14 protein-coding genes are annotated in these 25,482 nt (G+C 69.6%); 6 read left to right on the plus strand and 8 right to left on the minus strand.

Annotated features, from left to right (window positions below; all coding sequences use genetic code 11):
* Positions 1-228: 228 nt before the first annotated feature.
* The 3 genes from GPY60_RS23325 to GPY60_RS23335 are packed head-to-tail and all read left to right on the plus strand — an operon-like array spanning position 229 to position 3,313.
* Positions 229-936, plus strand: a complete 708-nt coding sequence (locus GPY60_RS23325) for a response regulator transcription factor (RefSeq protein WP_156690067.1) — start codon at positions 229-231, stop codon at positions 934-936.
* Positions 933-2,264: an ATP-binding protein gene (locus tag GPY60_RS23330; RefSeq protein WP_156690068.1), complete on the plus strand. Its 1,332-nt coding sequence runs from the start codon at positions 933-935 to the stop codon at positions 2,262-2,264. The genes GPY60_RS23325 and GPY60_RS23330 overlap by 4 nt, the downstream gene beginning before the upstream one ends.
* A gap of 14 nt (positions 2,265-2,278) precedes the next feature.
* Complete coding sequence (locus tag GPY60_RS23335) at positions 2,279-3,313, plus strand: cation diffusion facilitator family transporter (RefSeq protein ID WP_156690069.1); 1,035 nt, start codon at positions 2,279-2,281, stop codon at positions 3,311-3,313.
* Between the two features lie 5 nt (positions 3,314-3,318).
* On the opposite strand, the gene GPY60_RS23340 is transcribed toward GPY60_RS23335, so the two are convergent.
* Entirely contained in the window at positions 3,319-4,620 is a 1,302-nt protein-coding gene (locus GPY60_RS23340) for an NRAMP family divalent metal transporter (RefSeq protein WP_156690070.1), read from the minus strand.
* Positions 4,621-4,758: 138 nt separating this feature from the next.
* On the opposite strand from GPY60_RS23340, the gene GPY60_RS23345 reads away from it, so the two are divergent.
* On the plus strand, positions 4,759-6,000 hold the full coding sequence (locus GPY60_RS23345; RefSeq protein ID WP_156690071.1) for a saccharopine dehydrogenase family protein: 1,242 nt from the start codon (positions 4,759-4,761) through the stop codon (positions 5,998-6,000).
* Between the two features lie 4 nt (positions 6,001-6,004).
* On the opposite strand, the gene GPY60_RS23350 is transcribed toward GPY60_RS23345, so the two are convergent.
* Genes GPY60_RS23350 through GPY60_RS23365 form a run of 4 tightly spaced genes read right to left on the minus strand, consistent with a single transcriptional unit; the run spans position 6,005 to position 13,102 of the window.
* Positions 6,005-8,059, minus strand: coding sequence for an FAD-dependent oxidoreductase (locus GPY60_RS23350; RefSeq protein WP_156690072.1), 2,055 nt, complete (start codon positions 8,057-8,059; stop codon positions 6,005-6,007).
* Positions 8,056-11,244, minus strand: a complete 3,189-nt coding sequence (locus tag GPY60_RS23355; protein ID WP_156690073.1) for an ATP-binding protein — start codon at positions 11,242-11,244, stop codon at positions 8,056-8,058. The genes GPY60_RS23350 and GPY60_RS23355 overlap by 4 nt, the downstream gene beginning before the upstream one ends.
* The gene (locus GPY60_RS23360; RefSeq protein WP_156690074.1) at positions 11,241-11,756 is read right to left on the minus strand and encodes a hypothetical protein; all 516 of its coding nucleotides are present in this window, start codon (positions 11,754-11,756) and stop codon (positions 11,241-11,243) included. Before GPY60_RS23360 ends, GPY60_RS23355 begins: the two co-directional genes overlap by 4 nt.
* The gene (locus tag GPY60_RS23365; protein ID WP_156690075.1) at positions 11,753-13,102 is read right to left on the minus strand and encodes a hypothetical protein; all 1,350 of its coding nucleotides are present in this window, start codon (positions 13,100-13,102) and stop codon (positions 11,753-11,755) included. Before GPY60_RS23365 ends, GPY60_RS23360 begins: the two co-directional genes overlap by 4 nt.
* Before the next feature lie 183 nt (positions 13,103-13,285).
* On the opposite strand from GPY60_RS23365, the gene GPY60_RS23370 reads away from it, so the two are divergent.
* Together GPY60_RS23370 and GPY60_RS23375 are read left to right on the plus strand one after the other, a co-directional pair.
* Complete coding sequence (locus tag GPY60_RS23370) at positions 13,286-13,942, plus strand: hypothetical protein (protein WP_156690076.1); 657 nt, start codon at positions 13,286-13,288, stop codon at positions 13,940-13,942.
* Positions 13,939-14,991: a polyprenyl synthetase family protein gene (locus GPY60_RS23375; RefSeq protein ID WP_156690077.1), complete on the plus strand. Its 1,053-nt coding sequence runs from the start codon at positions 13,939-13,941 to the stop codon at positions 14,989-14,991. Before GPY60_RS23370 ends, GPY60_RS23375 begins: the two co-directional genes overlap by 4 nt.
* 12 nt (positions 14,992-15,003) lie before the next feature.
* Here the strand turns inward: GPY60_RS23375 and GPY60_RS23380 are convergent, their stop codons facing one another.
* The 3 genes from GPY60_RS23380 to GPY60_RS23390 all read right to left on the minus strand — a co-directional run.
* Positions 15,004-17,244, minus strand: a complete 2,241-nt coding sequence (locus GPY60_RS23380) for an MMPL family transporter (RefSeq protein ID WP_156690078.1) — start codon at positions 17,242-17,244, stop codon at positions 15,004-15,006.
* A 19-nt stretch (positions 17,245-17,263) separates the two neighbouring features.
* The gene (locus GPY60_RS23385) at positions 17,264-18,973 is read right to left on the minus strand and encodes an ABC transporter ATP-binding protein (protein WP_156690079.1); all 1,710 of its coding nucleotides are present in this window, start codon (positions 18,971-18,973) and stop codon (positions 17,264-17,266) included.
* A partial coding sequence (locus tag GPY60_RS23390; RefSeq protein WP_156690080.1) for a non-ribosomal peptide synthetase occupies positions 18,973-25,482 on the minus strand: 6,510 nt, incomplete at its 5' end. The genes GPY60_RS23390 and GPY60_RS23385, both read right to left, overlap by 1 nt.

A 25,482-nucleotide genomic window follows, 5' to 3' on the forward strand; every position in this document is an offset into this window, starting at 1 on the left:
AATCACCGGCATGCCTTGGCACACCAGATCCAAAAACTCTCGCCGCACCGCCCTCGAAAACGGATAACCACTCGGCATGGCAACTCCTCAAAACAACGGATGTTGCACTGACCGTATGAATCCGCCCCCGGCGACCTCATCGTGGCTTCATCGACGCCGGCTACACCTGCTTTACGCCGGCTCACAGGAGATGATGGAGTGGGGCGGGGCCGGAGCGCGGAGAGGGTGGTGGCAACCGTGCGTGTGCTGGTGGTCGAGGACGAGCCCAAGATGGCCGGTCTACTGCGCCGCGGTTTGATCGAGGACGGCTACGCCGTCGACGTCGCGCCCGACGGCCCCAGCGGCTACCACGCCGCCACGGTCTACGACTACGACGCGATCGTCCTGGACGTCATGCTGCCGGGAATGTCGGGCTTCGAGATCTGTCGAAAATGGCGCAGCCGGCAGAACTGGGTGCCGGTGCTGATGCTCACCGCCCGGGGCGCCGTCGTCGACCACGTCGCCGGACTCGACGGCGGTGCCGACGACTACCTCACCAAGCCGTTTCACCTCGACGAGCTCTTCGCCCGGCTGAGATCGCTGATCCGCCGCGGGCCGACACCGCGACCGACGGTGTTGACCGCCGGCGCGCTCCGCGCGGATCCCGCCAGCCGCAGATGCTGGCGCGGTGAGAACGAAATCGCCCTTACGACAAAGGAATTCGCGCTGCTCGAACTGCTGATGCGCCGGCCCGGCACGGTGCTGACGCGGGAGCTCCTGGTGGAACACTGCTGGGACTTCGCCTACGAGTCACGCTCCAACGTCATCGACGTGCACATCCGCGCGCTGCGCGACAAGATCGACCGGCCGTTCGGGGTGCGCTCCATCGAAACCGTCCGCGGCATCGGCTACCGGATGCGCACGGACGGCGGCGCGCACGGGGAAGCGGGCCGATGACGCGCCGCTGGCCGATCCGGCTCAGGCTCGCCGCCGCCTTCACCGCCGTGATGGCGGTGGTGCTGTTGGGCGTTGCCGCCCTCACCGTCGACCACACCAGAAAATCGCTCGATGCGGCGATCACCGAGTCACTGATCACCCAGTTGGCCAACCTGCGCCCGATCGCAGCCGACGACGATCCTCTGCTCGCCGGGGGCGACCCCGACACCGCCCAACAGATCGTCGCCGCCAGCGGCCAGGTGCTGACCGCGACCTCGAATCTCGCCGGGCGGCCGGCGCTGTCACCCTTGGAGCTGGACACCGCCCGGCGCGGCCAGGTGGTCGCCGATCGGGCCGGCCTGGGCACGATGGAGGGCCCGGTGCGGGTGGCGGCGGGCCCGGCGCCCGGCGGACGCGTCGTCGTGGCGGCCCAGAGCCTCGCCGATCGCGATGCCGCGGTCGCGGGCCTGCGCGACGAGCTGGCCGTCAGTTTCCCGATCCTGTTGTTGGCCAGCGCCGTCGGCGCCTACCTCCTAGCGGCAGCCGCCCTTCGGCCGGTCGAACGCATGCGTGCCCGCGCTGCCGGGATCAGCGCCGGCGACGCGCACGCCCGCTTGCCCCTTCCACCGGCCCGCGACGAAATCCATTCTCTGGGAATGACCTTCAATGAACTGTTGGAGCGGCTGCAAGACGCGCTGGAGCGCGAACGTCAGTTCGTGGTCGACGCGGGACACGAACTCCGCACACCGCTGAGCCTGTTGACCACCGAACTGGAACTCGCGCTGCGGCACCCGCGAAGCAATCCCGAACTGGTCGCCGCGGTGCGTTCGGCCCTGCAGGAAACCACTCGGCTAACCCGACTGACGCGCGACCTGCTCACGGTCGCGGACACCGGCCGCACGGACGAGCCGCCGACCATCGACCTGGCCACCCGCCTGCGGGAGATCGGCGAGCGCTACCGCCCCATGCTCGACGGGCAGCTCGGCATCGATTGCCCGGCAGGCCAATTCGTCCGGGTCGAGGCCGACGACATCGACAGGATCGTCGGCAACCTTATCGACAACGCAGCTCAGCACGGCGCCCCGCCGATCACCATCCGCGTCGGGACCACCGCAGATCACGTGGAAATTCGAGTGACCGACAAGGGTCCCGGGTTCCCGCCCGACTTCCTCCCGCACGCCTTCCGGCGATTCACCCGGGCCGACGACGCACGGACCGCGGAGGGAACCGGGCTCGGACTGGCGATCGTCGACACTCTGACGCAGCGCAATCACGGGACCGTCGACGCAGCCAATCAGGTCGGCGGCGGCGCCGAGATCACCGTCAGGTTTCCCGCCGACCCGAAGTAAATTATTATCTGCGTATGCATGCAGGTAATCGCCATCACGGTCACCGGCATGACCATGACCATGATCACGGGCACTCCCACGACCACGGACACGACCACCCCCGCGGAATTCGCGGCATCGTCGCGCACGTGTTCGTTCCGCACAGCCACGACGCCGCCGACAGTGTCGACTCCGCCCTGACCTCCAGCGCGGTCGGCATCCGGGCGGTCAAGATCAGCCTGATCGGGCTGGGCGCGACGGCGGCCGTGCAAGTCGTCATCGCCGTGGTCTCGGGATCGATCGCCCTGGCCGCCGACACCATCCACAACTTCTCCGACGCCCTGACCGCCGTGCCGCTCTGGATCGCGTTCGCCGTGGCCAACCGACCGCCGACCCGGCGCTACACCTACGGCTACGGGCGCGCCGAGGACGTCGCCGGCTTGTTCGTCATCGGGATGATCGCGCTGTCGGCGATCGTCGCCGGCTACGAAGCCATCGTGCGACTGATTAACCCTGTCACCATCGACCACGTGGCCTGGGTCGCCGCCGCAGGCTTGATCGGCTTCCTCGGCAACGAAGTCGTCGCCGTCTACCGGATCCGGATCGGCCGGCGGATCGGCTCGGCCGCCCTGGTCGCCGACGGCCTACACGCGCGTACCGACGGATTCACCTCGCTCGCCGTGCTTTTCGGGGCCGGCGGCGTCGCCCTCGGCTACCCGCTGGCCGACCCCATCGTCGGCCTGATCATCACGGTCGCGATCCTGGCCGTGCTGCGGGGCGCCGTGCGCGACATCTTCCGCCGGCTGATGGACGCTGTGGATCCCGCACTCGTCGATACCGCGGAAGCCGTGCTGGCCGCCCGGCCCGGCGTCCGCAGCGTGCGCAGCATCCGGATGCGGTGGATCGGGCACCGCCTGCACGCCGACGCCGAACTCGACATCGATCCCGCGACGAGCCTGGAGGAAGCGCACCGCCTCGCCCACGACGCCGAACACGAACTGACGCGAGCGGTGCCGAAACTCGACAGCGCGCTCGTGCACGCCTATCCGGCGCACAGGCCGCGCGACTAGATCATTCAGGTCCAGCCGAGGGCCTGCGGAACCATGTACAGCCCGAAGCCCATCACCACCATGCACAGGGTCCAGGTGACGTACTTGTGCACCCCCCGCATGCGCCACTGTTCGGGCAGGGCCCGGGCCTCGAGCGCCAGCAGCAAACCCAGCACGATGGGCAGCAGCAAGGCGTTCATGACCTCGACGTCGACGGCGAGGTTCACCAGGTCGACGCTGGACAGCACGAGCGCGGCGCCGATGATGTGCGCCAGCCCGTAGGTGATGTAGAACTTGGCGGTGGCGCGGTTGGGCCGCTCGTTGAGCGTGTGCTTCCAGCCGAAGACCTCCGAGAGCCCCCAGGCGCCGGCCAGTGACGCGACGATCGCGGCGACGAGCGCCGCCCCGAGCATCCCCAGGCCGAACAACACCGTGCCGCCGACGTGGCCGAGGTACGGCGTGAGCGAGCGCGAGATCTCCCCCACGGTCTGCAGCGCCTCCCCGCCGTCGGGGCCGTTGTGCTTGCCGACCGTCGAGGCCATGGTGACCACGACCGCGATCATGATCAGCTGGGTGAGCACCGCGCCTGTCGCGGTGTCATGCCGGGCGGCGCGAATGGTGGCCACGGACAGGTGCTTGTCGACCACGGCGCCCTGCTGATAGAAGACCATCCACGGCATGATGACCGCGCCGACGTTGGCGGCGACCAGCAGCAGGTACGACGAGTTGCCCAGGGGCATCGACTTCAGACCCTCCACAAAGGCTTTGGGCTCGGGACGCGCCATCACCATCGCGACGAGGAACGCCAGCTCGGCCGCGCCGATCACGAGGCCGATGCGTTCCACGCGCCGGTAGCTGCCGGTCAGCGCGAGTGCCAGCAGCGCCGTGGTCGCGACCGGGATGCTCACCCAGCGCGAGACGCCGAAGAGCTCACCCACCCCCGCGACACCGGCGAACTCGGTGAGCAGCGCGCCGATCGACGACGCGAACAGGGTGAACGCCGACAGCCACGCCCAGCCACGGCCGAACCGTTCCCGGATGAGCGCCCCGTGTCCGCGCTTGGTGACGATGCCCAGCCGCACCGTCATCTCCTGCACGACGAAGAGGATCGGCATCAGGATCAGCTGCGGCAGCACCATGCGGTAGCCCCACTGGGCGCCGGACTGCGAGGCGGTGATGAGCGAGCCCGCGTCGGTGTCGGCGAGCATGACCACCAGGCCCGGACCCCACACCGCCAGCAGTCCCCAGCGCATCCAGCCGCCGCGGCGAGGCGCCGGTCGGGACGAATCGTCGAATGCGTCCGCCACTGGCGTGGTTGTCTCGGTCACTATGGGAGCTCCTTCGTGCGACAGCGTTGTGCGCGGCCCGACCTCGACAATAAACTAAGCCTGGCCTAACAAGGTATCGCCGCCTCATCACGCCAATCAGCCGAGTGCTCGAGCGCTGGTCGCGTAGCGTTGACGACCATGCGCGCGGAGCAGCGTGACCTCGACATCGTGCTCTACGGCGCGACCGGTTCCGTCGGCAGGCTGACGGCCCGCTACCTGGCTCACACCGGGGCCCGCGTCGGCTTGGCCGGCCGTTCCGAAGCTCGGCTCCACGCCCTGCGAGACGATCTGCCCGAGGCCGCCCGCGACTGGCCAGTCATCGCCACCGACACCGGCGATGCCGCGGTCCTCAGTCGGCTCGCCGCCCGCACCCGCGTGCTGATCAGCGCGGTGGGTCCGTATGAGGCCCACGGGCTGCCGGTTGTCGCCGCGTGCGCGGCCGGAACCGACTACGTGGACCTGGCCGCGGAGGTGCCGTTCGTCCGACGCACCATCGACACCCATCACCACCAGTCGGTCGAGAGCGGCGCCCGGATCGTGCACTCCTGCGGGTTCGACTCCATCCCGTCGGACCTGTCGGTGTACGCGTTGCACCGACGGGTGGTGGCCGACGGCACCGGCGAATTGGCCGACACCACAATGGTTTTGCGCGTGGCGAACTACGCGCTCGGCTTCTCCCGGGGCACCGTCGACACGATGCTGGAGTTGATGCGGGCCGGATCGGGCGACCCGAAGACGCGACGGCTTCTCGACGACCCGTACAGCCTCAGTCCCGATCGCCCCGCCGAGCCGGACCTCGGGCCAGAGCCGGACGTGTCGTTGCACAGAGGCGAAGAGCTCGCCCCGGAGCTGACCGGGTTGTGGACCAGCGGGTACTTGATGGGGCTCTACAACACCCGGTGCGTCCGGCGCACCAATGCGTTGTTGGAGTGGGCGTACGGCCGCCGGTTCCGCTATCGGGAGACGGCGAGCATGGGCTCGTCAGCCGTCGCGCCGGCGATGGCGGCGATGACCAATGCGACCATCACCGGAGCCTCCAGGCTTGGCGGTCCCTATCTGCGGATGTTTCCGCCGCGGATGGTGAGGAGCGTGTTCTCGCGGGCGAACAACGAGGGTGCACCGGGCGGCCGCTACCGGGTGGAGACCTACGCGACCACCACGAGCGGGGCCCGCTACGTCGCCTCGATGGCCCAAGACGCTGACCCGGGCTACGCCGCCACGGCGGTGATGCTCGGCGAGAGCGCGCTCGGGCTGGCATGCGACCGGGAGCGGCTGCCCGACCGATACGGGGTGTTGACACCGGTTTCGGCGATGGGTGACGTGCTGCTGGAAAGGCTTGCCGCCGTGGGTGTCCCGGTGCATGTCAGGCGGCTCGGCTGACGGGTCAGGGCTGATAGAAGCCGCGGATGCGGTACCGGTGGCCGCGGCCGACCAGGGCGTTGGCCGCCTGCAGGCCGGAGATGACGGCGGCCTCGATGCATCCGGCGTTGACGCCGGAATCGGTCCAGTCGCCGGCCAGCACCAGATTGTCGTAGCCGCTTTCGTCCGACCGCAATCGATACTTGTCGGATCCGGGCACCGACTGGACATACCGATCCGAGGGGTCGATGTTGACGCTGACGTGCTGAGTCTTAAGGGCCGCCGCGCCACGGTGACCGTTGGCGCCGACGAGGAGGTGCCAGGCGAAGCCATGCTCGGTGACCGCGCCGGGCAGGTAGAGCCCGACGTGCTTGTCCAGATAGGCGACCGCCTCGGTGAACACCTTCTCGCGGCAGTGTTCCACGTAGTCTTCAGTGCTCTCGGTGTTGGGCCACAACGCATTCAGTGCTCCGCAGAAGTAGGCGACGGTGCCCGGGCTGTCGACGGGTGGCCACTGCTCGGCCCACAGGGTCTGCGGCATGGACGCCCAGGTGTCGAAGGGGGCGACGTAGCCGCTGGTCGTGACGCCGGGTCGGTGCCATCCCAGCGTCGTTTCGTCGGGCCGCAGCCACAGCTGGAAAGCCTGGGTGGCGACGGTCCGCAGTTGCGTCACCATGTCGTGCCACTGCGGGCTGTCGGCGCTCAGTTCGCCGGTGATGACTTCCACCATGGCGAGCGACGTCGCCAGCACGACGTGGTCGAAGTCGACACCCCTGCGCAGCACGAGGGTTTCGACGTCGTCACGCTCGCCGAAGTGTGACTCCAGGTCCCCGCGAGCGGGTCCGTCCAGTTGGTCGGCCAGCGGCCGGTCCGGGAAGACGGGAAGCCCGCCGATGCGGATCAACGGGTGATACTCGTCCACGCCCTCGGCAAGCCGGGCCTGACGACCGATGGTTATGGCCCCGACCGCCTGGCGGCGGTCGTCGAGGTGGAGGGCGTCGACACGGTGAAAGAACTCGAAGCGGACGCCGCGCCTGCGCAACGCCTGGTACAGCGGCGCGATGACGACGTCGCCCATGCCGGCCGTCATCTTCCAGAAAAACGCGCCTTTGTACTGGAAGAAAGCGATTCCGGTGAGCAGCAACGCCACGCCCGCCGCCAGCGCCGGCCGGTCGGCGTCGCCCTCCTCGTAGCCGAAGACCATGTCGTACATACCCCGCACCAGGGGGAAGTCGACCACGTCGGGATGTGCTTCGTGGCGAAGCACCCATGCGCAGAAGTCCTCGTCGTTGATGGCGCGGAAGCCGCGCGGATCGGTGACGAGGTTGTCCGAGACGATTCCCCGTGCGGTCGCCGTCACCAGCGAGAGGAACAGCCAGAAGCGCCGGTGATCGGGCCGGCGCTCGTAGTCGAGCGCCTCGCGAATCGCATCGAGCACATGGTTCAGGCCGACGGACGGGATCGATTCGGGGGCAATGGGTTTGGTCAATGCGGCCAGCATCGCCAGCGTTCCCCACCGCACCACCTGAAGCCACTCCGCCGTCGAGCCGCCGGGGTCCGGGCGGTTCTGGGCATCGCCGTCGGGCGTCGGCAGCGAGTCGGCGAAGTCGAGCACCAACTGAAGCGCGCGCCGCAGGAAGTCGATGGCCGTCAGCTCGCGGCCGGTTGCGTTCGGTTCGCCGGGCAGCTCGTCGTTGCGACCGAGCGTGCCTGGCCACACCAACCACTCCTCGCCGAAGCGGTCGGCGATGCCGAGGCTGTCCGACGGAATGAACGCCTGATCCCACGTCCGGATCGGCGCCTCGGGATCGGTGTTCGCGCGATCGAGTTCGGCGTAGCACTCCCGAAGGAGCGCGAAGGCGTTGTCGTACGAACCCATCCACACGTGCAGGCCATGCTCTTCGATGCGCCCGTTCGGCCCCCGGCTCGACGCACCCTTACCCCCGACGCGCCAGCCGCGCTGGTAGACGGTGATGGAGTCGAAGCGGTCGCGCCAGGCCCCCTCGCTCAGACGCCACGCCGCACTCAGCCCGGCCATGCCGCCACCGAGGATGGCAACGCGGCCCCGTGTTCTCGTCACCCCAGCAACGCCCGCGCGCGAACCAGGTCCGGCCACGCCTGGTCGCAGGGAATCCGACCGGCGGCCTCGAGCAGGGCTGCCCGCGCCGCCTCCCCGACGAGTTCGAAATCGTCTGCGGCCGAACGCAATTCAAAGATGTGTGCGCCCTGGCTACGCGCCAGCTCGATCGCGTCACGAAAGTGTCGATGCCGTTGCTCGACGTCGTCGATGGTGTGCGCCCGCAGACGCAACAACTCGGCATCGTAGAACTGGATGAGCGTCTCCTGACCCATGGCCAACGCGCCGTCCACGCACGCACGGGCCGCCTCTTTGTCGCCAGCGGCGATCAGCACGCGGGCCAGCACGCCGTCGTAGAACGCGAGGAAGGTCTTGACCTCGAACGTGCGCCAGGCCTGCGCCACGCCCCTCATGGCCTCCACGTGTGGCACCAATGCCGCGGGCGTCGTTTCCGGTGCCGCGATGGCCGACAACGCCTTTCCGACGCAATCCTCGCTCCAGCCGACCATCAACCACTCGTCGAAGTTGTGTTGCTGCGCCAGCGCCATGAGTTCCGTGGCCACCTCGACGCAGCGCTGCGGCTCCCCCGCCTCGGCGCGGATCAACGCTTCGATCGACCGCCCGTAACACAGACTGAACGCGCCCTGCGGGAAGCCGACGGCACGGCTCCTGGCTTCCATCTGGCGGAGGGCGGCGTCGGCTCCCGGCAAATCGCCCTGGATGAACCGGACGAACGCAAGGAACGAAAGGTTCCCGCCCGCCGGGTCGTTGGGCCCGTAGTAGGTGCGGATCTCGCCCGTGGGCGCCTCGTCCGTGTCGGCCGTCGCCCGTTCCAGCGTTTCCCTGGCGTCGTAAAAGTCGCCTCGGAAACCGGCCAGGATTCCCATGAGGGTGTCGGTGCCCAAGTTGACTCCGGGGACGTCGGCGAACTTCGCCTGCAGCGTCTCGGCCAGCCGGGTGCCCCTCCGCAGGTCGCCGCGGGCGGTGTAGTAGATCCACAGCGCACTCAAGGCGGCGTACAGTTCCGTGATCGAATCCGGCCCGACGAGCTCCAGGCAGCGCTCGAACTCCGCTGCCGCGTCGGCGCTCGCGTGGCCCTGTGCCACCGATGCGAGGAGGCCCGCCTCGAGCCGTATCGCGATCTCACGTTTGTCGCGCGACCGGCCCGCCGGACTCCGCTCGACATTGGCCAGCGCGCGGTCCAGACAGGTCCGCGCCTCGTTGAGGGCGCCCCGGCGCTGCGCATTCGCCGAAGCCTTCTGGTGGGCTCGAGCCGCCTCCTCGAATCGGTCCGCCGATTCAAAATGACGCGCGACAAGGGACCATTCGGGATTCGCGTCGGCCGAGGCGGCGATCAGCGCGTCGGCGATCCGGCTGTGCAGCCGACGGCGAACGGTGGGCGGTGAGACCTCGGCCGCGACCTCGCGCAGAAGCTCGTGGTGAAACCGCCAGTTGCCCGAGCCGATCGGCTCGAGGACATGCCCGCGCCTCAATTCCTCGAGCACGTCGTCGATCTCGCGCCCGTCGACGTGGACCACGGAGGAGAGCAACACAGGATCAAAGCGGCTTCCGATGAGCGCGGCCGCTTCAACGACGGGAAGGGTGGCTTTCGCGGATCGCAGTCTCGCGAAGAGGGCTTCGTAGAGCGTATCCGGCACCTGAGCGGACTGGCCGGCATCCGATGGCTGCTCCTTGAGCTTTGCCACCACCTCTTCGATGTACAGCGGGATGCCGTCACAACGCTTCTGCACTTCGCTGCGCGCCCGGAGATCGAGCTCGGGATGCAGTGCCTGAACGAGCTTCTCGGTGTCCGCGTCACTGAGCGCTTTGATCTCGAACACCGCGGTGTTGTCCGGCAACGCCGGAAGCGTGCGCCCGGTCATCACGACCATCAGCCGGCCGCCGGCCTGACGGAGCAGCGTCTGGACCACCTCGACGGTGTCCTCGTCGAACCAGTGGACGTCGTCGACGAAGACGAGCGCCGGCCCCGGGCTCAGGCACGCCATCAGGTAGTCGCGGATCGCGCCGGCGATTCGGCTATACAGCGTAGGGCCCTGCGCCCGCACGGACCGGTAGCCGCTCTCGGGGTCGATGCCCAGCACCGGGGCCAGCAGCGGGACGGCCACTTCCGCGTCGAGCCCGCGCTGCGTCACCTCCGCTTCCAGCTTGCGGAGCCGCTCGGCGGGATCGGAGTCCCGCTGGATGCCGCACCGGCGTTCCAGCAGCCGGCGGAGGGGACGCAGACCAACGTCGGAGTGAAACGGCGAACCGAACATGCCGAGTACCACGGCGCCGTCCCGCCGAGCCATTTCGACGGCCACGTGAGCCAGGCGCGTCTTGCCGATTCCGCCCTCGCCGACGAACGCGACGCCCGGCGAGGCCAGCGCGCCCTCCTTGGCAAGAGCCCAGCTTCGTTCCAGATGCGCCAGTTCGCACTCACGGCCCACCAGAGGTCCGGCCGCGCCGGTCTCGACGTCGCGTTCGCCGACGACGCGATAGGTGAGGATCGGCTCGGCCACGCCCTTCACCGCCTGCGGCGGATTCGCGACGAATTCGAACGAGTCGTGGACCACCCGTTCGATGGGCTGAGAAACGGCGACCGTTCCCGCTCCCGCGATGCTGCACACCCGCGCGGCGACGTTGGCGCCCAGCCCGTAGACGTCGTCCTGAATGACATCGAGATACACCAGTCCCCGGTGGATGCCCACGCGCACGCTGATGGGGAATCCGAAGCGCGCATGCACCCGTTCGCTGAGCGCGTTGATCGCCCTGACGATCTCGAGGCCGGCGTGAACCGCTCTGTCCGCGTCGTTTTCATGAGCCGTGGGATGACCGAACACGGCCATCAATCCGTCACCCTTGGTCGACGCGATGTGTCCCTCGAAGTCGTTGACGATGCGGATCACCTCGTCGCGGTACCGGCCGACCACGGTGCGGTAGACCTCGAGTTCGATTCGGGTCGACAGCGCAGTCGAATCGACCAAATCCGCGAAAAGTATTGTCAGCCGCCTGATCTCACCGCTCTCGCCCGGCGCGGCGAGTAGTTCCTCGGCGTCCGGGTTGCCGTCGTCCACGGCAAGCACCTGGCCGGCCAGCGCGTCGGCCGTCTTCCGGTCGCCGCGGTTTATCGCGCGAACGGCCCGGTCAAGCAAGTCGTCGATCGACGGGTGAGCTTGCTGGTCGTTCACAGTCCGACGTACACCGAAATCTCTTCCGGCGCACCCGTCTGGGTGCTCACCAGCACTGTGCCCTGGTAGTTGTGCCCGATGTAGTTGTCGTCTTTGAGCACGATCTGGAACTGCGTGATACCTGCTGGCAGGAAGGGCGGGTCGAACCCGATCGCCGACACGGGAATCTTGACGTTGGCCATGCCGACTCGCTCAAACGGCCCCTTGGCTGCGAGCTGCCGCACGTAGGGGGCGGCCGCGGGGACGGTGATCGGCTCGGACGGCAGCGGCTTGGCGGAAACCGACGGTGCGGCGGGTATGAGCGGATACCGAATGGCGAACTGAACAAGGGCCACCCAACCCTTCACGGACAGGTCGCAGAGCCTGTGCACCAGGGCAATTCGGCCGTCGATGCCCAATCCCTCTGGAGAGTCGCTCTTTTCGGCGGCATCCACCCAGAGCTGAGAGACCTGATCGACGAATTGCTGGGCGGCCGAAACAGGCGGCGCCGGCGGCGTGGGAGGAGTGGTCACTTGCCGCCTCCTTTGGGTTGGCTGATCGCCTGGATGAACTTCCACGGGTCACTGGCGATCCGGGCGCCGACGTCGGCGCTGTACTGCGCCAGGTCGGCGACGGTCAACTGGCCCGCCAGCCACTTGTCGGTGAGGTCGTATTGCTTGGCCGCCAGATCTTTGACGCAGTCGGCCACCATGGAGATGGCCGTGGACGCGACCGAGTTGTCCGGCGGCGGCTGTTGTCCTGCCTGTCCGCCCTGCTGTTGAGATCCCCCGCCCGACTGCCCGCCCCCTGAATCGTCCCACGGCACGTATGAGAAGTTCGGATTGTGCTGTCTGGCCGAGCCGAAGAGCATCTTCTCGACAGCGGCCGCGTAACCCATGATGCAGACGAGCATCTTCTGCGTATATGGCCGCAAGCCGTTGATGTGGCAGACCTTTCGGACCCGCACGAGCACGGGCGGCTGGTTGGGGTCCCCGTTTTGCTCGGTCTGCATGTCGATGAAGCCGTTGTCGACGTCGATCTTTCCGTCGCCCTTGGGGTCGGGCACGGGGTCGTTGAGGTCGTAGTCCAGCAGGTGCTGATGGGTGGCCGAGCCTTGGACGGTGAGCTTGTGAAACTTCAGCATGGTGACCAGTCGCGGACTTATCGCCTCGTTGATATCGCAGTACCCCACGGTCTCCAGCACCTTGTGCCAGTGGTCGGGCCGTGGTCCCTCGTCGACCATGCTGCAGAAGAAGCTCGGGCCGTCGGCGCTCCAGTTGCGAGGGTCTACGACAGCCGCGAGGTCGTTGAGCGACACGTATTTCGACCTCAACTTCGCATCGACGACCACCGCCTCGATGCCCTTGTAGTTGATCACCGCGGCGTTGCACAGCGGCACCGAATCGGAGTCGAACGCCAGGACGCCGAGTTGCACCAGTTCCCTACTGACGATGGGCCAGTCCCGCCAGCTCTTGAACTGTTCGATGAAGAGGCTCTGGACACGGTCCAACTCGTCGGTCGAAAATAGTGCCGTCTGCAGACCTAATTCCTTTCCGCCGGTGAGCGCAAATACTTCGGCGAGAATGGACCGTCGATCCACCTGGAATGGATTGGAAATCGGCAATTGGACGTCCGGCAACTCGTTGATCAAATGGACTGCGGCGCCGAGGCCGTAGATGAAGCGCGATGACTCCGGCGCGGTCGGACGCCGACCGTTCGACCCGTCGGATCGGATCTCTTCGAGTGCCGAAATGGTATCCGGAGGGGGCGGCGGCTCGCCGTCACCATTGATTCCCCGGGGGAGGAAGAACGCCTGGATCTCGCGGTACCAGTCCGCGTTGGCGGAGGTGCCCGGCAGGAATGCGTCGGCGACTTCCATGACCCGGGCGTTTTGAGTCTCGACGACGGCGCGGTCCAGACAACCTTGAATTTGCAGTATTGCCCGGAGCGTCGACATTGCGCCTCCTCATGTCGGATGCGCAGTTACTATACCGTGGTGCAGACCAAATTGCGTGTGCAAGCCGAGAGGTAGCGGGCTCCTTTGAACGGGCACGCAGACGGCGTGAACAGCGACCCTCCGTGGTCTTCGGTGTTCAATTCGTCGGCCAACATGCGCGCATTAAGCGCCATTCAGGCGGAAGGCTTTCGGGCCGCCAGCGAACTCGTCGATCGTTTCGTGCGGATGGCCGCCGCGGGGCTCACCGGAAACGAATCGACCGCGCCTCCGGGCGACGGCGACTCGGCGGATCTCTACGGGGCCACCGGCCTGGAGCCGTTCGTCGCCTCGTGGTGGGCGCTGGTCGACCAGTTGCTGCGCGTCTCGGCGCCGCGTCGCGCGACCGAAGCGGCCGAGGAGGAAGCGGTGGCGCTCGATTTCGCGGCCGGGTGGGCGACCGGCCGGCTGGAGCTTTGTGCCGTGGCACCGGGTGCGGTGACGGCCGAGGTGTGGTTGCACAACCGTGGGGTCGTCGACATGGGAAAGGTCACGCTGCGCTGCAGCGACCTGCTGTCCCACGACGGCACCGTGGTCGCCGCGCGGGTGATGCGGTTCGAGCCGGACATCGTCCCGATGCCGGCGCGCAGCAGCAGGGGCGTGACCGTCGAGGTCGACGTAGACGAGCGGGTCGCGCCGGGCAGTTACCGGGGGATGTTGCTGGCCGACGGCCATCCCGACGTCTGGCTACCGATCGAACTCGTCGTCAGACCGCTCCTCCCATGAGCAGCACCTACGACGGGCTGGACCTGGTTTCGGACGTCGAGGACCATTTGCGGGGGGTGGCCAAGGTCGTGCGCCGTGGGATGCTCGACGCGTTGCCGGACGGTGAGCCCGTCAATTGGCTCTATGGGCCGATGCGCGAATACCCGGCGCGTCCGGGCAAGGCGTTGCGGCCGGCGCTCTGCCTGTCGGCGAGCCGTGCGTTCGGGGCGGAACCGGACGCCGTCATGGGCATTGCGGTGGCAATCGAATTGCTGCACAACGCCTTTCTTGTCCACGACGACATCGCCGACGGCAGCGAGATGCGTCGTGGACGGCCGACGCTCGCGGCGACGCACGGCATGGCCGCGGCGCTCAACGCGGGCGACGGCCTTGCGCTCGTGGCCGGCCAGGTGCTGCGGAGGGCCACGAAGCACCTGCCCGGTGATGTCGCCGACCTGGTGTGGCAGGAGTTCGACACGATGGCCCTGCGCACCCTGGAGGGCCAAGCCATCGAGGCCGGATGGCAGCGCGACAATGTCGAGAACCTGCAGCCACAGGATTACCTCGAGCTGATCATGCACAAGACGTGCTGGTACACCACCATCCACCCGCTGCGGGTCGGCGCCCTGGTGGGTTCCGGCGGCAAGGCCGACCTCGCGCCCATGGTGCGCTTCGGCTTTCACTTCGGCGCGGCCTTTCAGATCCGCGACGACGTGCTCAACCTGGTCGGCGATGAAAGCTCCTACGGGAAGGAGATTCTCGGTGACCTGTACGAGGGAAAGCGCACCCTTCCCCTCGTTCATCTGGTGGCGAACGCGACCGGCCCCGATCGCGCCCTGGTCCGTGATTACCTGCGCCGGAATCGATCTGACCGATCGCCAGAACTGGTGCGCGCGGTCCGCGAATTGATGGACACCTACGGCAGTATCGACTTCACGACCGAGTACGCCGAGGGCATTCTCCTCGTCGCCGAGGAGTACTTCGAGCACGCCTTCGCCGGCGCCCATCCGGGCCCCGACCTCGATTTCCTGAGGGCGCTCGTGCCGTACGTGTGGGCCCGCTGGCGTTGACCGGCGATCGCGCTACGTCGCGTGCGTGACCGGCGCCTCGCTCAGCCCGAACCGGGCGTGCAAGCGCGCCAACGGCTTCGGCGCCCACCAGTTGACACCGCCGAGCACGTGCATGAACGCCGGCACCAGCAGCAGGCGCACCAGCGTCGCGTCGACCAGCACGGCGACCGTGAGCCCGAACCCGAACAGCCGCATGAACGACACCTGCGCGGCCATCAGCGCGGCGAACGAGATCACCATGATCAGCGCCGCGGCCGTGATCACCCGGGCGGTGTGGGCCACGCCGAGCGCGACGCTCTCGTCGTTGGCCGCCGTGCGCGATGCGGCGGGATCGGCGGCCAGCCAGTACTCCCGGATCCGCGAAATCAGGAACACCTCGTAGTCCATGGACAGGCCAAAGGCGATGCAGAACAACAAAACCGGCAGCTCCACGCCGAGCGTGCCGGTGGCCGCGGTGCCCAGCCCACCCAGGTGCCCCTCCTGGAAAACCCACACCAGCGCCCCGAACGCCGCGCTCAGCGACAACACGTTCATGGCCAGTGCCTTGACGGGCAGGACGACGCTGCCGGTCAGGAGGAACAGGAGGACGAGGGTGATCACCGCGATGATGGTGAGCACCATGGGAATTCGCGAACCGATGGCGGCCACGCTGTCGCGGTTGCTCTGGGCCGCCCCGGCCAGCCACACCGCCCGGCCGGCGGGCACCGCGACCGCGTGCAGCCGGTCGAGTTGACGGGCTGAGGCCGGTGAGTACAGCGGTGCGGTGCTGCCGACCGTCAGGAATGCGCTGCCGTCCTTGGTCGCGGCGGGCGCCGACGGCGGTCCGACCCGCTTCCCGCCCGTGAACGTGCCGCCGGGCGACGACACCCGCGGGACGTCCGGCACCCGCGACAGCGCCGCCGCATAGGCGTCCACGTCGGCGGCGCTCAGGCCGCGCGCGTCGGGGAGCACGACGGTCACGTCGGGCACGTCCATGGCCGGGAAGCCGCGGCGCAACTCGTCCCCGACCTGGCGCGCCGAGGCGGACGTGGGCAGTATCCGGTCGTCGGCAAAACCCCACCGCACGTCCCTGAACGGCGCGCCCAGCAGAAGCAGCAGCGCGGTGACGGCGACGCCAATCGGGATTGCCCGTCGCATAACGGCTTTCGTTCCGCGGTACCATGACCACCGGTCGAACGATGCCGGTCTGCCCGCCACCCCCCAGGCGAACCGGCGCAGCGGCGGGCGCACGTCGAGCGCGTCGAGGCGGCCGCCCAGGAGGACGACCGCCGCCGGCGTGACGACGATCGCGGCCACCGCCGCGAACGCGACCACCGCCACCCCGGCATAGGCGAACGATTTCAGGAAGTACTGAGGGAACATCGCCAGCGTCGCCATCGACAACGCGACCGTCGTGGCCGAGAACAGCACGGTGCGCCCGGCGGTCGCGATCGTGCGGAGCAGCGCGGCCTCGCGCGTCTGGCCCTGGCCTAACTCGTCGCGAAATCGGCTGAGGATCAGCAGGGTGTAGTCGACGGCGAGCGCCATGCCCAGCGCGACGGTGAGGTTGAGCGCGAAGATCGACACGTCGGTGAACAGCGTGATCAGTCGCAACGACGCGAGGGCGCCCAGGATGGCGAACACCCCGACGGCCACCGGCAGCGCGGCGGCGACGAGACCGCCGAAGATCCATACCAGCACGACGAAACTCAGCGGCAGCGCAAGCGATTCCATGAACAGCAGGTCACGCTGAGTCTGCTCGTTGACCTGTTGGTTGACGATGGCGTCGCCGCCCGCGCGCACGGCGACGCCGTCCCGGTCGCGGGGCAGCTGGCCGGCCACCCGCTCGGCGGTGGCCTGGGCGTCGGCATCGCCGCCGGCGAGGGTGGCGGTGACCAGCCCGGTCTTCCCGTCCTTGCTCACCAGGCGTGCGGCGTCCCCCGGCGGCAGCGTCCACGGGGACAGCACGTCCCGCACGCCGGGCGTTTTCTGCAGGCGCGCAACGACGTCGGAGCCGACGGCCCGCGCCCTGGGGCCCAGCGCGCCGCCGTCGGAGGTCACCGTGATCAGCAAACCCGCCCCGCCCTGGTCGAATTTGTCGGCCAATACGGCGTCGGCGCGCGAGGATTGAGAGTTGGGATCGAGCTGCCCACCCCCGGACAGCGCCTTCACCACGGGAATGCCGAAGACCGCGGCGGCAACCAGGACGAGGACCGCCACCGCGACGACGCGGCGCGGCGCGGCGATCGCGAGCCGGGCGATTCCGGACAGCACGAGACTCCTTCGACAGTCGCTAGCGCGGGGTTAGTTCGTGCTCGATCAGCTCGCGGTAGACGGGCATGCGCAGCAGTTCGGTGTGGGTGCCGGTCGCGCGGATCCGCCCGTCCTGCAGCACCAGGATCTGATCGGCGTGGGTGACGGTGGACAGGCGGTGGGCCACCACGAGGACGCTGCGCCGGCCCCGGGCCCGCATCAGGTTGGTCATGACGTCGTACTCGTTGGCGCGGTCGAGGTGGGCGGTGGGCTCGTCCATCAGAATCAGCTGTGAGCGCGACAGGAAGGCGCGGGCCAGGGCCAGGCGCTGCCGCTGACCACCGGACAGGCCGCGCCCGCGTTCGAGCACCGGGGCGTCGAGTTGTCCGGGGAGACATGCGATCTCGTCGGCGATGTTCGCCTGTTGGAGCACGAGCCACAGGTCGTCGTCGGTGGCGTCCGGATCGGCGATCAGCAGGTTGTCGCGAATCGTGCCGTGCAGCACCGGCGCGTCCTGCTCCAGGAGCCCGAGCCGGCCACGCAGGTCGCGCAGCGGGATGCCGCGCACGTCGCGGCCCTCCCAGCGCACCGATCCGGTGGCCGGGTCGTGAAAGCGGCAGAGCAGGGCCAGGATTGTCGACTTGCCCGCGCCTGACGGCCCGATCAGCGCGGTGACCTGATCCGGGGCGAGGCTGAAGGAGACGTCGTCGAGGACGGGGCGCTCGCCGTAGGAGAACGACACGTGTTCGAATTCGACCAGCATGGAGGAGCTTTGGGGTCGATCACCGCCTTGGTGGACCACGAAGGTGGGTGGATCGCCCTCGGGGAGGTCGCGCAGGGTGGCGGAGAGGTGCTCGTAGGCGCCGGCCGACGCCCGCAGGCCGTTGAGGGCGGCGATGCCCGCGGTGACCGGGAAGATCGCGTACATGCCGAAGGCGAACAGGCTGACGAATTGCCCGACGGGCAGGTCCCCGGCGGCGACGCGTCGGCCGTCGATGATCATGATCGCCAGGAACGCGCCGGTGACCCCCAGGCGGATGAGGGACGTGTCGACGGCGGCCGACAACGCCATGCGGACGCCGGCTTGGTAGGCGGCACGCGCGCTGTGATGAATGGATTTCGCCTCGCGGTCCTCGGCGCCGAACAGCTTGACGGTGCGCGCGGCCCCCAGCGCGCGGTCCAGACCCGCCGTGTAGTCGCCCAGGGCGGCCTGGCGCTCGACCGACGCCCGCTGGATCCGCGACAGGAACGGCCCGCCGAGGGCGAACGCGACCGCCAGGAGCGACACCACGACGCCGACGGTCACCGGGTCGATGGCGAGCATGAGCACGCTCGCGCCGATCAGGGTCACCGTCCCGAACACGACGTCGGCAACGGCGCGCGGCGTCTCGCGCACCAGCCCGGCGTCGCTGGTCCCACGGGCCAAAAGCCCGCCGGTGCGGCCGCGGTCCAGCAGCCCGATCGGCAGCCGCACAACGTGATTGGTGAACAGGTCGCGCAGTTCCAGCACGATCTTCTCGCCGGTCCGGTCGAGCTCGAAATGCGCCAGCCCGTCGAGCAGGAACTGCCCGACGAGCATGCCCGCCAGCAGCAGCGCGGGCGCCAGGATCGGTGCGCCGGCGGCCGCACGGTCGACGATCCGGCCGGCCAGCAGCGGCTGCAGCAGGGTGAGCGCGGTGGCGATGCCGAGCAGCGACATGGCGGCGGTCATCGACTTCCAGTGCGCGCGAAGCAGGTTGAGGACGTTCATCAGAGCAGTCCGAGCCGGTGCAGGTCGGTGATGTAGGCGAGGATCATGCCGGCGGAGACGTGCGGGATGTCCGGATCGTTCTTGTCGGGGCCAATTTTCGCCTCTTTTACCGCGGCGCGGAATCGGTCGGTCGGGGCGTAGGCGCCGCGCGCCGGTTCGGCGGGGGCGATCCGCGCGGTATCGAGAAGCCGCAGCATCTGCGCCACCGAGTGCCGGCGCTGGCGGTCCGGCAGGGCGTCCAGGGCGGACTCGAAGCGCCGCAACCACTCGCCGAAGTCGTCGATGCGGCGGATCGGGTGGCCCGCCTCGATCAGCCAGTCGACGTACTCGTCGAGCCCGATCCCGTCGTCGTGGGGGTTCATCACGTGGTAGGTCGAAAAGCCCGCCGACGACGGTGTCGCCCCCGGCGCGCTCAGCGTGACGATCGCCTCGGCGACGAAATCAACCGGCAGGGCGTCGAAGTGGGCGCGCCGGCGGTTGCCGGCCTCGTCGAGCCGGTAGAAGGAGCGGGGCGCCAGCCCCGTGGCGACCAGGCTGAGGATCACGCGGGTCGCGGTGTCCGATGCGTTGACCTGACCGGCGTGGGTGGCGTCGGGCAGGACGGTCCCGCAGCGGAACACCGAAACCTCCAGGCCGCACAGGTCGTTGGCCTCGCGGAGCAACACCTCGCCGGCCCATTTGCTGGTGCCGTAGCCGTTGGCCAGGCTGGCGTTCAGTGTGCGGCGCGGGCTGATCGACCGGATGTCGGCGTCCTCGGTGAACGCGGACGGCTCGACCTGGGCGCCGACGTCGGCCGTCGACACGTAGGCGAAGCGCTTGAGCCTCGCGGTGAGGGCGACACGGATCAGCTCGGCGGTACCGGCCACGTTGGGCGCGAACAGCTCACGGTAGGGCAGGACCGCGTTGACGACGGCGGCCGTGTCGACGATCAGGTCGACGGTGTCGGCCAGTCGCTGCCACGTCCGCTCGTCCAGACCCAGGCCGGCGGCGGCCTTGTCACCGGCGATGACCTCGAGATGGTCGGCGGCGAGTTCCTCGAAGCGCCGCCACATTTGAGGATCGCCGCCCTCGAAGGTCGTCTCGAGGCGGCGCCGGGCCTCATCGTCGGAGTCGGCGCGCACCAGGCAGATCAGCGTGCCGTCGAGCAACTCCATGCGTTCGAGCAACTCGAGCGCCAGGTAGCGCCCAACGAAGCCGGTGGCGCCGGTCAGCAGGACCGTCCGCACCTCGGCGCCCGGGCGGGGCAGCGCGGGGGCGCCGGCGAGCGTCGGGGCGTCGATGAACTTATCCAGCGTGAGGTCGGCGGCGCGCACCTCGGTGGCGCCATCCCCGTGCACGGCGGCAAACCGCGAATCATGCTCGCATCCGGCGCTTCCCAGCCACCGCGCCAGGCCGCGGACGGTCGGGGCGTCGATCAGGGCGCGCACGGGAAGCGCGGCGCCCAGCCTCGCGTTGACCGCCGCGGCCAGCCGCATGGCCGAGATGCTGTCACCGCCGAGGTCGAAGAACGAGTCGTCGGCCCCCACGCGGTCGAGCCCAAGCACCTCGGCGTAGGCGGCGGCCAGGGTTTCCTCCGTAAGGCCGCTCGGCGCCCGGTAGCGTTCGCCGTCCCCATACCCCGGGGCGGGCAGCGCGCGGCGGTCGAGCTTGCCGCCGACGGTCAGCGGCAGCTCGGGCAACGCCACCACCGCGGCCGGCACCATGTACGACGGCAGGCTCTCGGTCAGCCGGGCCCGCAGGTCGGCCGGGTCCGCCGTGCCGGTGATGTAGCCGACCAGACGCTTGTCGCCGGGCCGGTCCTCGCGGGCGATCACCGCCGCCTGCCGCACACCGGGCAATTGGCCCAGGGCCGCGGCGATTTCGCCGCACTCGACGCGGTACCCGCGGATCTGGACCTGGTCGTCGGCCCGGCCCAGGTAGTCCAGCTGCCCGTCGGGGCGCCACCGCACGAGGTCGCCGGTGCGGTACATGCGCCCGCCCGTACCGCCGAACGGGCAGGCGACGAACCTGGACGCCGTCAGGGCGGACCGGCGCAAGTACCCGGTGCCCACGCCCGCGCCGGCCACGTACAGCTCGCCGACGACACCCGGCGGCACGGGGCGCAGCCACTCGTCGAGCACGAACAGCGCGGTGCCCGAGACCGGGGAGCCGATGGGCGGCGCAGCCGAATCCGGTTGCAGCGGAGCGCTGATCGTCGCGTCCACCGTCGTCTCGGTGGGGCCGTAGGTGTTGATCATGACGCGGCCCGGCGCCCAGCGGTCCACCACGTCGGCGGGGCAGGGCTCCCCGCCCACCAGCAGCGTGACCGGCCCAATGTCCCTGGGCGACAGCATCGCCGCGGCCGACGGCGTCTGGCTCAGGACGTCGACGTTCTCGGCGCGGACCAGCCGGTGCAGGTCGTCCGGACAGGCGGCCACCTGCTCGGGCACCACCACCAGCCGGCCGCCGCCCAGCAGCGCACCGAAGATCTCCTCGACCGAGGCGTCGAAGGCGTAGGAGTGGCAGTTCGCCCAGGTTGCCCTGCGCGGCACGTGCGCGTGCAGCGCCGCCACGAACCGGGTGACGTTGCGATGGCTCACGGCAACGCCTTTGGGCGCGCCGGTGGTGCCGGAGGTGTAGATCACGTAGGCGATGTCGTCGGGGGCCGGCACGGGAAGGGGTCCCGGCGGCTGGGTGGGGATGGCGTGGTCGTCCGCGTCGATGACCACCATGCCGCGTTCGTCGAGGCGGGAGCGCAGGGCCGCCGTGGTGACGGCGGCGACGGGTGCGGCGTCGGCGAGCAGGAAGTCCGTCCGCGGCGCGGGTTGCGCCGGGTCGATAGGCAGGTAGGCCGCGCCGGCCTTGAGCACCCCGAGGATCGCGACGATGGCCTGGGCGGAGCGTGGAAACATGAGCGCGACAATGCTTCCCGGGCCGGCGCCGCTTGCGGCCAGCCGGTGTGCCAGCCGGTCGGAAGCCGCGTCAACCTCGCGGTACGTGATGGACAGGTCGCCGAAGCTCAGCGCCTCGGCGTCCGGGGCGCGCGCCGCCTCGGCGGCCCACAGCGCCGGGATCGACGCGCCGCCCGCGGCGGGCCGGGCCAGGGCCGCCCGGTTGCCCCAGCCGTCCAGCCGGGCGCGCTCGCCGGCGTCGAGCGGGTCCATCGACGACACCGGCCGCGCGGGCTCGGCCGTCATCGCGTCGAGCAGGCGCTCGAGTCGGCCTGCCAGCGCGGCGATGGCCGCCGCGTCGAACAGGTCGGTGCGGTATTCGACGCGGAGCGCCAGTTCCTCGGCGCCGGGGGCGGCCTGCAGCACGAGCGGGTAATGGGTGCGGTCCCGGACGGCGACGTCGGTGACCACGAGCTGCGGGTCGCCCAGCGCGAGGCCGTTGTCGATCGGGTAGTTCTCGTAGACGAAGAGGGTGTCGAACAGCCGCTCGTGGCCGCTGATGCGGTGGATCTCGCCCAGCGCCAGGTGTTCGTGGTCGAGCGTGTGGTGGTGGGCGTCGCGCAGCTGGTCGAGCAGGTCCGCCGTGGTGGTGTGCGGGGTGAGGCGTGCGCGCACCGCAACGGTGTTGATGAGCAGGCCGACCATCGACTCGGCGCCCGCCACCTCGGCGGGCCTGCCGGAAACCGTTGCGCCGAAGGCGATGTCGTGACGGCCGGTCAGCCACGTCAGCAACAGGGCCCACGCGCCCCGCAGCGCGACGTTGACCGTCGTGTGTCGGGAGCGGGCCAGCTCGGTCAGCGCCCGCGTGGTGGCGGCGGGCACCCGCACCGATGCGACAGCGCGCAGGCCCAGGCCCAACCGGTCCGGCGGGCCGACCAGCGTGGGGGCTTCGAATCCGTCCAGCGCCTCCCGCCAGGCCACGCGGGCGGCCTCCCGGTCGCGGCCGGCGAGCCAGGCGAGGAACCTGCGGTACGGGATCGCCGCGGGCAGGCGCTGCCCGTGATAGGCGGCGAAGATGTCCCGGAGCAGGATGGGCATCGACCATCCGTCGAGCACGATGTGGTGATTGGTGAACACGAGGCGATGCCGTTCGTCGGCCGTGCGGACGACGGCGATGCGCAGGGCCGGTCCCTCGGCGAGGTCGCGAACGGCGGCGCGTTCGTCGGCGCTGAGCCGTTCGATGTCGGCGGCGGGGTCCCCGTCGCGCAGGTCGAGGTATCGCCACGCCGCCGCGGGATGGCGCGGGACGATCTGCACCGGTTCGTCGAATCCGCCGGGGAAGCGGGCCGCCAGGTGGGGGTGCCGGGTGATCGTCGACTCCACGGCCCTGCGCAGGCGCTCGGCGTCGAGCGGACCGGCGACGGCGATATCGATCTGCACCGCATACACATCCGAATCGCCGGCGGTGTCGGTGTGGAACAGCATGCCCTGTTGCAGCGGCGCGAGGGGCAGGATGTCCGCGATCGGATGCCGCGTCTCCAGTTCGTCGATCTGGCGCTGGCTGAGGCGGGCGGGCGCGATGTCGGACGGGGTGAGACCTCCCCCGCCGTGCCGCACGTGTGCGCAGATGCCGCGCAACGCCTCGAACCACAACCGGCCGAGCCGCGCCACCCGGTCGCCGTCGAGTGCCGAGGGGGCCCAGATCCAATTGGCGTGCAGGTGCGGTCCGGACGTGGTGTCGACGGTGACGGCGTTGACCTCCACGGTGTGCATCAGCGGCATGGCCAAACCGGTTGTGGAGCTGGCGGTTTGGGCGGCCATGCGCCAGGCGTCGGCATCGGCGTCGTGGGGGCTGCCCAGGCGGCCCAGGTAGTTGAACCCGATCGGCGGGTCGGAACCGGCCAGCCCCGAGTCGGCGTCGAGATAGCGCAGCACGCCGTAGGTGAGGCCGTCGGGGTGAGCGCGCAGCTGTTCCTTGATGTCCTTGACCGCGGCGCCCAGCGCCGCCGCGGCGGCGGCCACCCGCGCCCAGTCCACGGGCGTTATCGACAGCGCCACCGGGTATTTGGCGGTGAACCATCCGACGGTGCGGGAGAGGTCGATGTCGGCCGCCAACCCCTCGTCTCGGCCGTGGCCCTCGACGTCGATGCCGATCGGTGTGCCGGGGTTGCCGAGGAATTCGTTGCAGGCCAACGCGAACGCGGCCAGCAGGATGTCGTTGATCCCGGCGTGAAAGGCCGCCGGGGCCTCGCCGAGTAGGAGGCCGGTCGTCTCGGCGTCCAGCGACATGGTCAGGTGGCCGGCCGAGGCGAACGTGTCGGCCTCGGGGCGCACCGCCGGCAGGGCGGCGGGCACCGCAAGGATGCGGCGCCACGCGGGAATGTTGTTGGCGACGAGGGGGTCCCGCGCGTGCTCGGCCAGCCGGGACGCCCACCGCCGGAACGAGGTGCCCGTGGGCGGCATCGCCGCCTCGTCGCCACTGCGGCGTTGCGCCCAGACGGTGTTGAGGTCGTCGAGCAGTATCCGCCACGAGACCCCGTCGACCGCGAGGTGGTGCACGATCAACGCCAGGCGGCCGGCGCCTGCGTCCCAGAGCGCGCGCACCACCGCGCCGGTGCTCGGGTCCAGCCGCGAACGCGCCTGGAGCAGCGCCGCATCGGACAACGTGTCCGACGCCATCAGGCCGGCCGCGTCCACCGAACCCGGCTCGGGCACCCTCAGTGACCAATCCCCGGTGTCATCCTCGTCGACCCTCAGCCGCAGCATGGCGTGCCGATCCAGCAGCGTCTGCAGCAGCGCCGCGGCGTCGGCCTCGGTGGCCCCGGCCGGGGCATCGAGCACCACGGTCTGGTTGAACTGTTCGACGGCCCCGCCGGCGCGGTGCACGCCGTGCAGCCACCGGATGATGGGCGTGAGCGGCACCTCGCCGACCCCGTCGTCGGTCGCGGCGTCCGCGGCGCCGGCGCACCGGGTCACCTTTGCCAGCCGGGCGACGGTCTGCTCGACGAAGATGTCGCGCGGCCGGACGAGCAGGCCGGCTGCGCGGGCGCGGGCCACCACCTGCATGGTGAGGATGCTGTCGCCCCCGAGGTCGAAGAAGGACTCGTCGACGCCGACCCGGTCGAGCCCCAGGACGTGGGCGTAGATGCCCGCGAGGGCCTCCTCGGCGGAACCCGTTGGGGCGCGGTAGGATTCGGCGTCTTGATATTCGGGCGCCGGCAGGGCGCGGCTGTCGAGCTTGCCGTTGGGCGTCAGCGGCAGCTCGGTGAGGGCCACGATCGCTGCCGGCACCATGTAGGCCGGCAGGCGCTCGGCCAGCGCGGCGCGGGCCTGCGCGGGATCAACCGTCCCGGTGACGTAACCGACCAGCCTCCTGTCGCCGGGACGGTCCTCGCGGGCGATCACCACCGCCTGCTCCACTCCGGGCAGCTCGGCCAGTTGCGAACGCACCTCGCCGAGTTCGATGCGGTAGCCGCGGAGTTTGATCTGGTCGTCGGCGCGTCCGAGGTAGTCCAGTTGCCCGGTGCGGTCCCACCGCACCAGGTCGCCGGTCCGATACATCCGATGCCCCGGGACACCGAACGGGCAGGCCACGAACCGTGACGCGGTCAACCCCGCCCGGCGCCCATAGCCCAACCC

This window comes from Mycobacterium sp. Marseille-P9652 (assembly GCF_902652685.1).
Lineage (GTDB): Bacteria > Actinomycetota > Actinomycetes > Mycobacteriales > Mycobacteriaceae > Mycobacterium.

Excerpts from the sequence above, each read along its gene's own strand:
- GPY60_RS23330 (WP_156690068.1), top strand. The coding sequence starts at position 933 with ATGACGCGCCGCTGGCCGATCCGGCTCAGGCTCGCCGCCGCCTTCACC.
- GPY60_RS23375 (WP_156690077.1), top strand. The coding sequence starts at position 13,939 with ATGAGCAGCACCTACGACGGGCTGGACCTGGTTTCGGACGTCGAGGAC.
- GPY60_RS23345 (WP_156690071.1), top strand. The coding sequence starts at position 4,759 with ATGCGCGCGGAGCAGCGTGACCTCGACATCGTGCTCTACGGCGCGACC.
- GPY60_RS23365 (WP_156690075.1), bottom strand. The coding sequence starts at position 13,102 with ATGGAAGTCGCCGACGCATTCCTGCCGGGCACCTCCGCCAACGCGGAC.
- GPY60_RS23385 (WP_156690079.1), bottom strand. The coding sequence starts at position 18,973 with ATGAACGTCCTCAACCTGCTTCGCGCGCACTGGAAGTCGATGACCGCC.
- GPY60_RS23335 (WP_156690069.1), top strand. The coding sequence starts at position 2,279 with ATGCATGCAGGTAATCGCCATCACGGTCACCGGCATGACCATGACCAT.